General features: G+C 69.1%; 12 protein-coding genes. 9 read left to right on the top strand and 3 right to left on the bottom strand.

Annotated elements, in window-relative coordinates; translation table 11 throughout:
* Window positions 1-2 precede the first annotated feature (2 nt).
* Window positions 3-755 carry an SDR family NAD(P)-dependent oxidoreductase gene (locus tag DN051_RS36520; protein ID WP_053755947.1) on the top strand — a complete coding sequence of 251 codons (753 nt, stop codon included), beginning with the start codon at window positions 3-5 and terminating at the stop codon, window positions 753-755.
* Window positions 756-906: 151 nt separating this feature from the next.
* Here DN051_RS36520 and DN051_RS36525 read toward each other — a convergent pair whose 3' ends face one another.
* Window positions 907-2,775: an N-acetylmuramoyl-L-alanine amidase gene (locus DN051_RS36525; RefSeq protein ID WP_246040718.1), complete on the bottom strand. Its 1,869-nt coding sequence runs from the start codon at window positions 2,773-2,775 to the stop codon at window positions 907-909.
* Window positions 2,776-3,863: 1,088 nt separating this feature from the next.
* Between DN051_RS36525 and DN051_RS36530 the strand changes: the two genes are divergently transcribed.
* The 3 genes from DN051_RS36530 to DN051_RS36540 all read left to right on the top strand — a co-directional run bounded on the left by DN051_RS36530 (window position 3,864) and on the right by DN051_RS36540 (window position 6,083).
* Window positions 3,864-4,217 carry a carboxymuconolactone decarboxylase family protein gene (locus DN051_RS36530; RefSeq protein WP_112440996.1) on the top strand — a complete coding sequence of 118 codons (354 nt, stop codon included), beginning with the start codon at window positions 3,864-3,866 and terminating at the stop codon, window positions 4,215-4,217.
* Window positions 4,218-4,326: 109 nt separating this feature from the next.
* Window positions 4,327-5,178 (top strand): NmrA/HSCARG family protein, encoded by an 852-nt coding sequence (locus tag DN051_RS36535; RefSeq protein WP_112440998.1) that lies wholly within the window; start codon window positions 4,327-4,329, stop codon window positions 5,176-5,178.
* A gap of 245 nt (window positions 5,179-5,423) precedes the next feature.
* Window positions 5,424-6,083, top strand: coding sequence for an RraA family protein (locus DN051_RS36540; RefSeq protein WP_112441000.1), 660 nt, complete (start codon window positions 5,424-5,426; stop codon window positions 6,081-6,083).
* A 100-nt stretch (window positions 6,084-6,183) separates the two neighbouring features.
* Here DN051_RS36540 and DN051_RS36545 read toward each other — a convergent pair whose 3' ends face one another.
* Window positions 6,184-6,789 (bottom strand): DUF2218 domain-containing protein, encoded by a 606-nt coding sequence (locus DN051_RS36545; protein WP_112441002.1) that lies wholly within the window; start codon window positions 6,787-6,789, stop codon window positions 6,184-6,186.
* Between the two features lie 207 nt (window positions 6,790-6,996).
* Window positions 6,997-7,407: a cupin domain-containing protein gene (locus DN051_RS36550; RefSeq protein WP_112442697.1), complete on the bottom strand. Its 411-nt coding sequence runs from the start codon at window positions 7,405-7,407 to the stop codon at window positions 6,997-6,999.
* 258 nt (window positions 7,408-7,665) lie between these two features.
* On the opposite strand from DN051_RS36550, the gene DN051_RS36555 reads away from it, so the two are divergent.
* From DN051_RS36555 to DN051_RS36575, 5 genes are all read left to right on the top strand, one after another.
* Window positions 7,666-8,070 carry a RidA family protein gene (locus DN051_RS36555; RefSeq protein WP_112441004.1) on the top strand — a complete coding sequence of 135 codons (405 nt, stop codon included), beginning with the start codon at window positions 7,666-7,668 and terminating at the stop codon, window positions 8,068-8,070.
* A 445-nt stretch (window positions 8,071-8,515) separates the two neighbouring features.
* On the top strand, window positions 8,516-8,776 hold the full coding sequence (locus DN051_RS36560; RefSeq protein WP_112441006.1) for a hypothetical protein: 261 nt from the start codon (window positions 8,516-8,518) through the stop codon (window positions 8,774-8,776).
* Window positions 8,777-8,838: 62 nt separating this feature from the next.
* Window positions 8,839-9,648, top strand: coding sequence for a PTS sugar transporter subunit IIAB (locus DN051_RS36565; RefSeq protein WP_053755939.1), 810 nt, complete (start codon window positions 8,839-8,841; stop codon window positions 9,646-9,648).
* A 22-nt stretch (window positions 9,649-9,670) separates the two neighbouring features.
* The gene (locus tag DN051_RS36570; protein ID WP_112441008.1) at window positions 9,671-11,245 is read left to right on the top strand and encodes a PTS ascorbate transporter subunit IIC; all 1,575 of its coding nucleotides are present in this window, start codon (window positions 9,671-9,673) and stop codon (window positions 11,243-11,245) included.
* Between the two features lie 664 nt (window positions 11,246-11,909).
* On the top strand, window positions 11,910-13,643 hold the full coding sequence (locus DN051_RS36575) for an ATP-binding protein (protein WP_112441010.1): 1,734 nt from the start codon (window positions 11,910-11,912) through the stop codon (window positions 13,641-13,643).
* The last annotated feature ends 98 nt before the right edge of the window (window positions 13,644-13,741 follow it).

The raw sequence follows: 13,741 nt of genomic DNA on the forward strand, positions 1-13,741 counted from the left end.
GCATGGGGCAGCTTGACGGGAAGACGGCGGTCGTCACCGGCGGAACCAGCGGCATCGGGCTCGCGACGGCCCAGCGCCTGGTGCAAGAAGGTGCCTATGTGTACCTCACCGGGCGTCGGGAATCCGACCTGGCCGACGCGGTGGCGGCCGTCGGCGAGGACAGCGCCACGGGCGTACGCTGCGATGTCGCCGTGCTGGCGGACCTGGACAGGCTGTTCGCCGCGGTCGAGGAGCACGGGCGGCGTATCGACATCCTCTTCGCCAATGCCGGCGGGGGCGGTCTCTTGCGCCTGGAGGACGTCACCGAGAAGCACTTCGACGACACGTTCGGCTCCAATGTGAAGGGGATGCTGTTCACCCTGCAGAAGGCTCTCCCGCTGTTGAACGACGGTGCCTCGGTGATTCTCACGGGCTCGACGGCGGGCAGCGGCGGGGACGAGTCGTTCGGTGTCTACAGCGCTTCGAAGGCGGCGGTGCGTTCGTTCGCCAGGACCTGGGCCAACGAACTGAAGAGACGGGCCATCCGGGTGAACACCCTCAGTCCAGGGCCCATCGACACCCCCGGGCTCAGTGGTCTGGCCGGCGACGAGGAGCAGGCACGTCAGCTGAAGGCTTCCCTGGTCGACCAGGTGCCACTGGGCCGACTGGGCCGGCCCGAGGAGGTCGCGGACACGGTCGTCTTCCTGGCCTCGGACCACAGCACGTTCATCACCGGTGTGGAACTCTTCGTCGACGGAGGCCAACGGCAGGTGTGACGCCGCCGAGCGCCTGACGAGCCCGTGCCCGGGTCGCCGAGCATGCGAGCTGGCGGTGACGCGTGCGCAGGACCCGCACAGCGTCGGCGACCGGAAGGGGGGCCGGCAGCGACGGCTGCCGGCCCCCCGCGGGTCCCCCCCGGCTCATATGTCAGTGGGACGGATGCCCCTTGGCGATCACACCGTCGGCGTAGATCAGAGCGGTCTTGTGGCTGTACTGGATCGTGTACATCTTCTTGGCGCCGAAAACGACCTTCCCGCTGGAGGGGAAGAAGTCGTCCGTGAGGGCCGGTGCCGCGGTGGACACATAGGCCTGGCCCGCGGGAACGGTGTACATGCTCAGCGGAGCCTGGGTCGACGGCGAGAGGCCGGCCGGGTACTCGGCGGCATCCGGGTAGTTGGTGCCGTAGACCTTCAGCGACCCGGTGCCCGCCGGCTTGACGATCGTCACGTCGCGGGCCGGGACGGTGTTGCGGCCGAGCGGGTTGTGGAACCACACCTTGCTGCCGCTGTACCAGATCGCCGTCCAGGCGCCCTTCTTGTCGGCGACGACAAACTGCTGCCCGGCCTGTGCGGCGCTGCCCCAGTCGCTGATCCGGTCGGTGCCGGGGGCGCCGTCGGGGTGGATCGTCTGCTCACCGAAGAGGGGAGCGTCGGCACGCGGTTCGGTACGCAGGCGGACGAAGTTCGACGCCTTGCGCACGGTGGTGCATTCCTCGGTGGCACCGCTGCCGTCGTCTTCCGGGCAGAGCTCCATCGTCTGCTTGTTGCGGGTGAAACCCGGGGCGATGGTCACCGCGGAGCCGACGGGGCCGACGCCGTGCCTGCCCTCGACCGGCGCGCCCACCATGGCCATGAAGCGCTCCCAGTTCCACGACGGACCCGGGTCCCAGTGCTGGTCCTTCGTGAACCGGTCGGCCGGCGCGATGATGTTGTCGTGGCCGATGATGTGCTGCCGGTCCAGCGGGATGTCGAACCGCTCGGCCAGGTACTTCACCAGTTCCGCGTTCGCGTGGTACTGCGACTGGGTGTACCACGTGGCGCCGTGGGCGGCGTAACCCTCGTTCTCGATACCGATCGAGTGCAGGTTCGTGGAGTAGTTGCCCGCGTGGAAGCCCAGGTCCTTCGTGGGCACCATCTGGGTCACCGCGCCGTCGGAGGACCGCACCACGTAGTGGGCGGCGACCTTCTTCGCCGGGTTCTGGAACGTGGCGATGGCCGACTCGTAGGGCGACTCGGTGTCGTGGATGATGATCTGGTCGATCCGGATGCCGTTCGCGGGCCGGTTCGAGACCTGGCCGTTGCCCGGCGCGGCCGGAATGAAGCGGCAGTCCAGGCCCGGCGGGCACTCGGTGTCCGCCGCCACGGCCGCGGACAGTTTGAGCTTGTTCAGCTGCGACGTGACCGGGGCGACCGCGCTGTCGGCGGCGAGCTTGACGCTCTCTCCGTCGTCCGTCTTGCGCGCGACGCCCTTCTTCATGGTGGCGTAGACGCGGTCGGCGAAGGCGGTCGCGCTCTGACGTACCGTGGACTCGCTGTAGCGGGCGACCGCCCCGTACCAGTCATCCGGGTTGTCGGACGTCTCGCCCTGCAACTGCTTCTGGTAGGACGCCAGCAGGGCCGCGCCACCGCGGATGTTCGCGGAGGGATCGTTGCGCAGCTCGTCGGCCGGCAGGCCGGTCAGCTCGGCCGCGGTCTGCAGCGTGTGCAGAGCCTCGTCCTCGGCCAGTTCCTCGGCCTCCGCCCGGCCGGCCATACCGGCGGCTCCGCCGGCGAGCATCTCCGGCGTGACGTCGGTCAGGTGCATGGGGCCGAATCCACCGGACGCGCTGTGGTGTCCCTGGTTGCTGTCCCATGCCGACTGCTCGTAGGCCACCGCCAGCAGCACCTGCTGGGGCACCTTGTACTCCTTGGCCGCCGCCGCGAAGTCCTGCTGAAGTGTCGGGTCCGCGGCGGAGTTGTCCCCCGTGGCCTGCGCCACGACGGGAACGGTGATGGCTCCCGCCACTGCAATGGCCACCGCACCGAGCGCGATGGGCCGCCGCCGGGAGGCATGCTTCCGGCGTGATGCTGTGTTTTTTGTCATTGAGTTTCCGATTCCGGGCTGACGGGACACCCCACCCGTCAGCAACGTGAAGCGACACGAAGTGGATCGTCGGGCGACGGCTCGTTCAGCGCAGGAGGCCGACGTGGGCCGTCCTGAAGCGCCGTCAACACCTGTTCGTGTCAACCCTGAAGTCGATGTATGACGAACGTACCAGACCGCTCGACACGCAAACACAACATGCTGCGCTCGGGGTCTTGGGGTGCGGCGGGTATGCCAGTTATGCGGGTATTTGATGCGACCTGTTGAACCCGTCGGCCACCTGAAGATGACGACATTTACACGTTTTCTTCATGAGAACAGTGGCAAACAGTGTGTCGCTGATCCGAGGCCTCTCGCGGATCCGTCCGGCGCTGCCGCCGATACACCGGCACCGAGTGACGCCGCAGGAAGTAGCCGCCGCACCTGACCGTCATCGGCGAGTTCAACCGCTGCGCGGTCGGATGTCACACCCTGCCGAGGTGCGCGGTCATGTCTGGAAGAGAGCGAAACCCGCCCGCCGCACACGTCGAGCGCGGCCAATGAAGCAACTCACGAGGACACGACATGACTACTGAGCCCGCCGTGACGAGGCCGAGCGATCCTCGCTCGTCACGGAGACGCACGATGGTCACGGCCGCGGTTCGCGCCGCCGTCTCGTCCCTCGAGAGCCTGCCGGTCAGAGCCGCCGCGCCCGAATAGGCCGGCCGCCGCGGACCGAGGGACGATCCCCTCTTCGTCGGCCGGGCCCCACACACACCTTCTCCGCGCGCGAGGCGTCATGGCGTCGGCACCACCATCGCGGGGCCCGGTCCGCCGCGGGCCATACGCGTACTCCGACGCCTGGGCGGCCACGTCGGAAGTACCTCCGTATCCGGCAGCGGACAGGGCGCGGCGCGCGTCGACCGTGCCGGGCCCTGCGCCCACTACTCATCGCTGCCCGGCCACATCCCACATCCGGACGACAGGCGCTGCGGGACGCAAGCACGTTCCACCGCCCTGAGCCGAATGCACAGGAGCGCACCTTGTCCTACCACGAGCACACCGACCACCAGTACGCGAAGCACATCCGCGCCGGCGCCCCAGCGGCCTTCAAGGCTTTTGTGGCCTGGGACGCACAGGCCATGCGTGGCAGTGACAACGTCATCCCGCCCAAGTACACAGAACTCATGGCCGTGGCGGTGGCACTGACCACCCAGTGCCCGTACTGCATCGAGGCGCACACCAAGGCCGCGCACGCCGCAGGCGCAACCCAGCAGGAGTTGGCCGAGACCATCATGGTCGCGGCAGCGCTGCGCGCGGGTGGCAGCTACGCCCATGGCTTCATGGCGATGAAGTTCTTCGACCAGGCCCAGAGCCCCGAAACGCCTGACGAGTAAGCGCATGGCGGCGGCTCGGGCTCCGAGCACCGCCTGTCAGTGCCGGTTGCGGTCGCTGCCGCCGCCGACAGTTCACCCTTCCAGGTAACCGAACCAATGGAGTTCTCAGATGGTTGATGACCCGATTCTGGTGCTTGCCGCGACCGGCGGACAGGGCAAGGCCGTGACCGACGCGCTGTTGGCCCGCGGGGCAAAGGTGCGGGCGATGGTGCGGAATCCGGAGAGTCCCGCCGCGCGTCTGCTCGCCGTCGAGGGCGTCGATGTGGTGACCGGTTCCCTGAGTGATCGCCTGTCCCTCGGCGCCGCGATGGAGGGCGTGGCGGGAGTCTTCGCCTACACCACTCCGTTCGACGCCGGCGTGGAGGCCGAGGTGGCCCAGGGGCGGGCGATCCTGGCTGCCGCAGGCGAAAAGCGCGTGCCTCATCTGGTGTTCAGCTCGGTGGCAGGGGCCGACCAGGGCAGTGGCGTACCGCATTTCGACAGCAAGGCCCGTATCGAAGCCGAGCTGGTCTCCGGTGACGTGCCTCATACGATTCTGGGTCCGACGTACTTCTTCGACAACGCCCTCGGCGGAGCGCAACGACTCCTCAGCGGGGCACTCGACCTGCCGCTCCCCTCTCACAAGCCGCTGCAGCAGCTGGCCCGCGCCGACCATGGTGCGTTCGCGGCCGGAGTGCTGCTCAACCCCACTCCGTACCTGGGGCGGCGGATCGAGCTGGCGAGCGACGCACCCACTCCCGCGCAGATGGCAGCCACACTGAGCGGCGCCCTGGGACGGGTGGTTCGGCATGAGTACTTTCCCCTGGACGCGATCGGCGATCCCGACATGCACGCGATGTGGACGTTCCTCGACGGACCCGGTTACCGCGTCGACATCCCGACTCTGCATACGGCCCACCCGGAAATCAGCTGGACCAGCTTCGCCGACTGGGCACAACTCACGTTCGCGGCAGACCACTGATCCCCGGGGAGTCGGGGACTCCCTTCGGTTGTCGTCAGCCGGACATCCGGGGGCTGCTGATCAGCCGCAGCCCCCGGAGGGCGACGCATGCGCCGCTCCAGGCGGCGCCGCAGGCACACAGGACCGGTTCAGGCCCATGCGGAATTCGGTGTCGGGCCACACATCTGCTCTGTGGCCCGTCTGGTCCTGCCCCCAGGACCTGGGTGGGTCAGCGCCTGCGCCCGCACACACGCAAGGAGGAAAACATGATCGAGAACGGGGCGGAGCACGAGCTCGGCAATGCGAGATTCGTGTCCAGGCTGTCCGAACTGGGCTGCGCCGCCCTCGTGGACGCCATGGGACGAATCCACGATCACCGAGCGCACATCCTGCCCATGGTCAGTCCGGACCCCGGTCGGCCTCTGTTCGGTCCGGCGGCCACCATCGCGTTCATGCCCCGCCGGGACGACCTGACACAGTCCTCCGAAACCTTCGCCGACTTCTTCTACCAGGCCGTCGGCGAATCCCCGGCAGGTCGTGTTCTCGTGCTCTCCAGCGGCGGTTACCCGGACGTATCGCATGCGGGGGGAACGAAGCTCTCCAGGGTTGCCCATCACGGGCTCGCCGGGGTCCTTGCCGACGGACGCCTGAGGGACTTCCGTCAGTTGCGCGAACAGGGCTTCGCCACCTGGTGCAATGGCGAGTCGACACGATGGGGTGGCGAGGTCGTCATGCCCTACGCGGCCGACGTGACAGTGGAGTTCGCCGGCGTCTGCATCACACCCGGGGACTATGTGTACGCCGATTCCTCAGGCGCGGTTGTCATACCTTCGCAAAGCCTGCACCGGGTTCTGGAGATCGCTCGCAAAGTCGAAGGTGAGGACTCCCACTTCTTGGAGCAGATCCGGGCTGAGCAGATTCCGTGACGGAGCGGCCGGTGGCGCAATACGTCGCTGAGCGCTCCGCTGTGATCGATCCCCGGGTGTCTGTCCGGCAGCCGTCGGGCACCTGATCCACGGCCGCTGTTCACCACCTGCTGCGACGCCGTGCTGCACGGCGGCCCAGGAGAAAGACCGCCTTCGCCAAGGCCACGGCGAGGAGCGCTCCCAAGCCCCAGTGTCCCCACGGACCCGACACAAGGAGCAGTCCGCCGACACCGAGGTGAACGGCCACAGCCAGGGCGACGACGGCTATGAGGCCGATCGTGGCGCGGCGTCGTGGCCGACGAGCCGGGGCTGTCCGCGGAGGGTCGGGAGCGACAGCGATGAGGTCAACGGGCCGGTGATCGACGGTTTCGGACTGTTGCCAGGTGACCTGAGGCGCATCGCGTCTGCCGGCCTTCTGCAGGCGGCGAGTCATCAGACGCTGGATGCGTAGGAGGCTGTCCTGGTCGGCGGCTTCAGCGCGGAGCGTCAGGACGTCGGTGCCGGCATGCAGGGTGCATCGGGCCCAGCCGAGGTCGACGGTCCCGCGTGTGACTGACCGTTCGATGTGCTGGAGCGTACTCATGTCGGCGTGGTGCGGGCGTGGTCGGAGCCGCATGTGACCGCCTGTTCGGCTGGGTTGGCGGCACAGCTCGGACAGGTACCGGCCCGAATGCTCGGTTTGTATGCGGGCCTCGGCGATCAGCATCGAAGTCCTTTCCGGGGCGCGGGGAGGGATGCGTATGGCTCAGTGGTGAGCGCCGGTGGCGGGCCGCAAACGAAGCACTTCGGCGCTTGGAGCTGTACAGGGGGCCCATGGCATGGGTCGGCCGGCGAGCCGGTCGACGGGGCGCGCGGTTGAGGCCGCACGGTGGCGGGGAGGCCGGGCCGCTACCGGCCTTTCCCGCTCCAGTCGCTACAGGCGCGGTGCCCGGCGGTCCCGACGGGCTTCGAGCTCCTCCGGGCTCACCACGGTGAGCACCGGCTGCCCGGGCGCGGAGAGGATCGTGGCGAGGTAGGCGGTTTCGCCGTCCGGGAGGTTGTTGGCGCCCTGGTAGTGGATGACGTCGGCGCCCGGCTCCCAGAACGTCTCCCCGGCCTTGATGACGCGCTGCGGTTCGCCCTCCAGCTCGAAGATCATCTCGCCCTTGACCACGTATCCGAACGCGGGGCCGGAGTGACGGTGCGGCGGGGAACCCGCGTCACCGCCGGGCAGGGTGATCAGAACGGTCTTCGCGACAGCGTTCTCGGGGATCGTCGTACCGGGGACCGAGGCGAGGATCTGTACCGTCGGGGGCAGACGCAGCTCGGGGTTCTCGTCGCTCATGATGAGGAGCCTCACTCGGGTGGTTTCGTGCATGCGCACTGCGGTTGTGCGACCTCATTCAGCAAGACAAGTCAGCGCACTGATCCGTGACAGAACAGCTCGGTCGTCACAGCTGACCGGTGTGGCACCGATGTTGACACCCTGTCAGTCGTAGCGCCTGTCCACGCGGGGTCGACATGTCACGGGACAGGCATGACCTCGGTCTCATGTGTCGTCCCCGCTCGCGGGAACGTTTCGGTCGAATATGAGGAGAAAGTCATGACGGTTCAAAGCAAGGAACTTGCCTTCGGTCTGCCGTGGGAGTCGCTGTACGGCTACAGCCAGGCCGTGCAGGCCGGTGACACGCTCCATGTCTCCGGGCAGTTGTCGCACGACAGCGCCGGGGCCTTTGTCGGGACGGGGGACTTCGAGCTTCAGGTCAGGACGACCCTCGGCAACCTGGACCGGGTGCTGGAGCACTTCGGCGCCACCCGTGGCCAGATCGTCGAGACCACGATCCTCGTCAGGAACCTGCGGGAGCACTTCGACACCGTCGCCCGTCTGCATGCCGAGTACGTCGGTGAGCGTCGGCCGACCAGCACCGTGATGGGTGTGTCCGATCTCGCGCTGCCCGACCAGCTCGTGGAGATCGGCGCGGTCGTCCGCCTCGACCTGCCGCGCTAGCCTCCGGACTGGGGGACCGGCGTAGGCCCCCGCCGTCGGGCAGCAGCCGTATGCCCCACTCGCGCCCGGCACGAGGTCGAACACCCGGCCTCGGAGGTCCTCCGGCCTGATGTGCCGGGGGCGTATCCCCGGTGCTCGCCCCTCCGCACGCGGCACACGTCGCCGCCTCGCGCAGCGACGTGGAGCCCCGGAGGTGTTACCAGCACCCTCACACATCTGCGCCGGCCGCCCGAGCACGGGCGGCCGGCGCATCGTGCTGTGCACGGAGAGTCTCGGCACGACGGGCAGTGTGATCAATGCCATAGCGACTTCCGGTTGGCTGACCGGAAAAGGCATGGTTGTCGGAGTTGTCACGGAGCAGCACCCTGTCTGGTCAGTGTGGCGAAACGGGTGAAGTGGGCCTTAAGGCCTGTATCGCCATCAATTGTCCGAGGACCGGAACCCCATGACCATGCACAGCGCCCGACACGTGACCTGCGACACACCGGTGGAGACGTTCGTGATGTCCGACACCGGCCGGGCGCTGCTCGACGGGCAGGGGCGGTGGCCGCACGGACGCAGGTCGCCCGGCGGGTGGGCGCATGTCGCGCCGGGCCGGGCCGCCACGTTCGCATGGCCGCCGTTCTTCGGGGAAGCGCAGACGAGTACTGCTCCTGACGCAGCCTTCAGGGCGACGGGGCGGCCCGCGGTCGCCCCGTCGCCCTGATCCCCGCCCCCGTGCCTGCCGGGCAGGCACGGCAATGTCCCGTCCACCCCTGGAGTCGCGCAATGACTGCGCTCACCGACCTGCTGTCCCTCTCCGCCGTCCGGCTCGACGTCGATGCCGCCGACTGGCGTGCCGCGATACGAGCGGCCGGTCAGGCACTGACCGACGACGGGATCAGCACGGCCGAGTACACCTCGCAGATGCTGGCCAACGTCGAGGACAACGGCCCCTACATCGTCATCGCCCCCGGTCTGGCCTTCGCACACGCGAGGCCTTCGCCGGCCGTGCTGAGGACGGGCATGTCCTGGATACGGCTGGCCCGGCCCGTGCCGTTCGGTCACGACACCAACGACCCGGTCGGCCTCGTGGTCGCGCTGGCGGCCACCGACTCCTCCGCTCACACAGAGGCTCTGGGCGCGCTCGCCCGTGCGCTGTCCGACCCGACCACGGCCACCGCCCTGGAACGGGCGCGGACGGCCGAGGAGGTCCTCACGCTGCTCGGTGGCGGGCAGGCCACGACCGTCGTCGAGTCCGCCGCATCGGCCACCCCGCAAAGCGTCGACGCGCCCGCCGAGCCGGCCGCTTCCCATCACAAGATCCTCACCGTGTGCGGCAACGGCGTGGGCACCAGTCTGTTCTTGAAGAACACCCTGGAGCAGGTCCTCGACCGCTGGGGCTGGTCCCCGCACGTCACCGTCGAGGCGACGGACACCATCTCGGCCAAGGGCAAGGCCTCGGAGGCCGTCGCCATCCTCACGTCGCGCGAAATAGCCAACACACTCGGCGATGTCGGCGTGCCCGTGAAGGTCGTCCAGGACTTCACCAGCACCGCCGAGGTCGACAACGTCCTGCGGGACACCTACAGCGTTTGATCGAGAAAGGACGCACACTCTGATGGACTGGCTCATCGGCCTTGCCAAGTTTCTCGTCAACGAGATCCTCAGCCAACCGGCCTACCTCATCGGCACCATCACCGCCGTCGGCCTGATCGCCCTGAAGAAGTCGGCGGGGCAGATAGCCGGCGGTGCCATCAAGGCCACCCTCGGCCTGCTTCTCGTCGGTGCGGGCGCCGGTCTGGTGACCGCGGCGCTCGATCCGCTGGGCAAGATGATCCAGGGCACCACCGGCGCCCACGGCGTCATCCCGACCAACGAGGCCATCGCCGGCATCGCCCAGGACCAGTTCGGTGCCCGCGTCGCCTGGCTGATGATCACAGGCTTCCTCGTCAGCCTGCTGCTGGCGCGCTTCACACCGCTGCGTTATGTCTTCCTCACCGGCCACCACATGCTGTTCATGGCCACCATGCTGACCATCGTCATGGCCACGGCCGGGCAGTCCTCCCTGGTCGTCGTCCTGGGCGGCGGTGTCCTGCTGGGCATCCTGCTGGTCTCGCTGCCCGCCCTCGCGCACCCCTGGACGAAGAAGGTCACCGGCAACGACAGCGTCGCCATCGGGCACTTCGGCACCGCCGGATACATCACGGCCGGCGCCACCGGCCAACTCGTCAGCAAGTTCGGCAAGCCCAGCCGCAGCACCGAGGACATGCGTCTGCCGGAGGGGCTGAGGTTCCTCCGAGACTCCATGGTCGCCACCGCCCTGTCCATGGTGCTCATCTACCTCGTGATGAGTCTGCTGTTCCTCGCCAAGGCCGGACGTGAGACCGCCTTCAAGGCCTTCGCGGGAGCCGGCGGCGCCGGTGCCACCGGGCTCGGCGACTACATCATGCAGTCCTTCATGCAGGGACTTCAGTTCGGTATCGCCGTCGCCGTCATCCTGTTCGGTGTCCGGACCATCCTCGGCGAACTCGTCCCCGCTTTCCAGGGCATCGCCGAACGCGTCGTCCCCGGAGCGAAGCCCGCCCTCGACGCCCCCATCGTGTTCCCCTACGCCCAGAACGCCGTGCTGATCGGCTTCATATTCAGCTTCCTCGGCGGACTCGCCGGTCTGGCCACCCTCATCTGGGTGCTCAACCCTGCGTTCGGTCTGGCACTGGTCCTGCCCGGTCTTGTGCCGCACTTCTTCACCGGCGGTGCCGCCGGCGTCTACGGCAACGCCACCGGCGGTCGCCGCGGCGCCATCGTCGGCTCCTTCCTCAACGGCCTGCTCATCACCTTCCTGCCCGCGCTCCTGCTGAAGGTCCTGGGCAACTTCGGCACGGCCAACACCACCTTCGGCGACGCCGACTTCGGCTGGTTCGGTGCGCTGCTCGGCAACATCGCCAAGCTCGGCGGCACCGCCGGACTCATCGGCATGCTCGCGCTCGGTGCCCTCCTCCTGGCGGGCGCCTGGGTCATGCAGACCCGCGTCGTCAACGCCGGCTGGGTGCCCGGGGCCGGAGTGGCTCCCGCGGGGCCTTCCGCAGCCCCGTCCGGCGCCGCGCCGGACGTACGCACCTATCGCAAGATCCCGCCCCCGGCCGGTGCCCCCACACCTCCGCCGGCTCCGGTGCAGCAGGAAGCGGCCCGCTGACGGCCCTGAGGATCGCTCGGTTCGCCGCGCACGGCACCGACGCGCTGTCGGGCAGGCCAGGCGCGGGCGGGTTCTCGTCCGGTACGACCACCGGACCGGCTCGCTCCACGACCTGGCCCGCTTCGGCGGCGCGGCCGCCGTACCCACTCCGCTGCCCGTGGCCGAACGGCACCACCTCCGGGCCCCCGGACGCGCGGAAAGGGTGGGTGCCGCCGCCGTCCGGAAGCGCACGTCGCAGGGACCGAACGGCATCGGCCGAGGTCGACGGCGACCGGCCGCGCCCCGGTCCTCGACCGTGGCGCGGCCGGTGATCGCTCCGCTCAGAATCAGTTAGTTGGCTGAAAATCGACCCTCGATGGCCAGCGGCCAGGGTGACGACGGTGCAGCGTGACCGTGGCAAAGCCCTCGAAACGTCTACTACGCGCCACTGAACACCAGTTGATACCGGGGGAGTCCGGATATCACATGCCGATGCCGTAGTAGTCATTTCTCGACGAAGTGAACTCGTGTCGGAGCTGACCCCTTTGCCCGGGTCCCCCCACCACATGGGGTGACTAGCATGTGTGGCGCGCTCGAACCGGAGGACGGCCTACCGCCTTCCAGGTTCTCGGTGATGCGCCAGTCGTGGACGTACTCCAGCTCTCACGGACCGAGGGACCGCGGAATGTCAGTGCCTGCTCGAGCCCGCCAGCGCCGATCCGCGCAAGGGACGCGCTCCTCACCGGCCGTGGTCCTCGCGGTCCTGGTCGTCACGGCCGCGGGGGCCGCAGCGGCCGTCGCGCTCTGCCCGGAGAGAGCCCGCGCGTGGGTGGCCGGCACGGCGATCGTCGGCTGGGCCTGTGTCGCGGCCGTCACCGCCACCGCCTCCGTCCGGCTGCGCCGGGCCCACCGCCGTGCGGATTCGCGCAGCGGTGAACTGGAGATGACCAAGCACAACTGGATGCAGCACGGCGCCGAGACGGACCAGTTGGTCAACACGACCCTGCCGACGATCGCCCGGCAGCTGAGGGCCGGTACGAGCGCCGACGACGTCCTGTCCGGGCTGCCCACGCCCTCGGATCCGTACCTGCGCCGGATGCTGAACGTCTTCTCCGGTGAGATCGCCGAGTCCGTGCGGCAGGCCGCCGAGGCGCGGTCGGACCTCGAGGACACGCGTCGCGAACTGGTCCGGTGGAAGACGGAGATCGAACGCCTCACCGGCGACACCCTGCCCGCCGCGGTGGCCCTGCTGCGTGAGGGAAGCTCCGCCGACACCGCCCTCGCCAAGCTGGACTGGCCGGTCAACCCGGTTCTGCGTGCGCCCGCCGAATCGTTCATCCGTGAACTCGCCTACAGCGAGCGCCGTTCCGCCGCCGCCCAGGCCGCCTCCGCCAAGGCGCTCAGCCGGGTCCAGGCCAAGACGGTCAGCATGCTCGCCGACCTTCGTGACATGCAGGACCGCCACGGCGCGGACGTCTTCGGCGACCTGTTGCGCCTGGACCACAGCACCTCGCAGCTGGGCCTCATGACGGACCGGCTCGCCCTGCTGATGGGCGGTCGCTCCAGCCGGGTCTGGAACAAGCCGATCGTCATGGAGAGCATCCTGCGTGGCGCGGTGGGACGTATCGCCGCCTATCGGCGGGTTCGTCTGCACAATTCGAGCAAGGGCGCGATCGCGGGCTTCGCGGCCGAGGGTGTGATGCACCTGCTGGCCGAACTCATGGACAACGCGGCCAACTTCTCGCCGCCCATCGACGAGGTCCACGTGTACGTGGAGGAGCGCAGCGCCGGTCTTGTCGTGACCATCGAGGACAGCGGTCTGAAGATGTCCGACGCCGCCATGCGCCGGGCCGAGGAGTCCGTTTCGGGCCGGGTCACCGACCTTGCCTCGCTCCAGGGCACCCGGCTGGGCCTCGGCGTCGTGGGACGGCTCGCCGCCAAGTACGGCATAAGCGTCAACTACCGCCCGTCCTCGCGCGGCGGCACCGGTGTCGTCGTCCTGCTGCCGCCGCAGCTGGTGGCCCAGCAGCGCGAGCCGGTCACGGTGGATCGTCCTCGCCCCAGCGCCGAGGTCCCGGCCGCCGCGCCGACTCCCGAGGCCGAGGAGGTGCTGCCGGTCCGTCCGCAGGTGGTCGCGCCGGCGGACCTGGCGCCGCGGGCCGACATCCCGACCGCACGTACGTCGGCCACGGAGAACGGGCTGCCCGTCCGGGCCCCCGGCCGCACCATGGCCGAGGCGGAGCGCGGACGGCCGCGGGCGGCGGCCGAGCCCGAGCGCGCGGAGCCCGATGCCGCCGGTCCGGCGCGTGACGCCGGAAGCCGGTTCGGCGCCTTCCACCGGGGCCGCAAGGCGGCGGGCGCCGCCGAGGGCTCTCCCGCCGCATCCGCCGACACCGCCGGTCCCGAGGCGGACGTCTAGATCCCGGCACCCGCACTGCCCAGGGCTTCGCAGCCCACCACCCCCGCACTGATTCGCCGCACCCCGTTGGATTGGAGGAACGGGCCGGGTGACCATCG

This window comes from Streptomyces cadmiisoli, from assembly GCF_003261055.1.
Taxonomy (GTDB): Bacteria; Actinomycetota; Actinomycetes; order Streptomycetales; family Streptomycetaceae; genus Streptomyces; species Streptomyces cadmiisoli.

Excerpts from the sequence above, each read along its gene's own strand:
- DN051_RS36565 (WP_053755939.1), top strand. The coding sequence starts at position 8,839 with ATGACTGCGCTCACCGACCTGCTGTCCCTCTCCGCCGTCCGGCTCGAC.
- DN051_RS36545 (WP_112441002.1), bottom strand. The coding sequence starts at position 6,789 with ATGCTGATCGCCGAGGCCCGCATACAAACCGAGCATTCGGGCCGGTAC.
- DN051_RS36555 (WP_112441004.1), top strand. The coding sequence starts at position 7,666 with ATGACGGTTCAAAGCAAGGAACTTGCCTTCGGTCTGCCGTGGGAGTCG.
- DN051_RS36540 (WP_112441000.1), top strand. The coding sequence starts at position 5,424 with ATGATCGAGAACGGGGCGGAGCACGAGCTCGGCAATGCGAGATTCGTG.
- DN051_RS36550 (WP_112442697.1), bottom strand. The coding sequence starts at position 7,407 with ATGAGCGACGAGAACCCCGAGCTGCGTCTGCCCCCGACGGTACAGATC.
- DN051_RS36570 (WP_112441008.1), top strand. The coding sequence starts at position 9,671 with ATGGACTGGCTCATCGGCCTTGCCAAGTTTCTCGTCAACGAGATCCTC.
- DN051_RS36520 (WP_053755947.1), top strand. The coding sequence starts at position 3 with ATGGGGCAGCTTGACGGGAAGACGGCGGTCGTCACCGGCGGAACCAGC.
- DN051_RS36535 (WP_112440998.1), top strand. The coding sequence starts at position 4,327 with ATGGTTGATGACCCGATTCTGGTGCTTGCCGCGACCGGCGGACAGGGC.
- DN051_RS36575 (WP_112441010.1), top strand. The coding sequence starts at position 11,910 with ATGTCAGTGCCTGCTCGAGCCCGCCAGCGCCGATCCGCGCAAGGGACG.
- DN051_RS36560 (WP_112441006.1), top strand. The coding sequence starts at position 8,516 with ATGACCATGCACAGCGCCCGACACGTGACCTGCGACACACCGGTGGAG.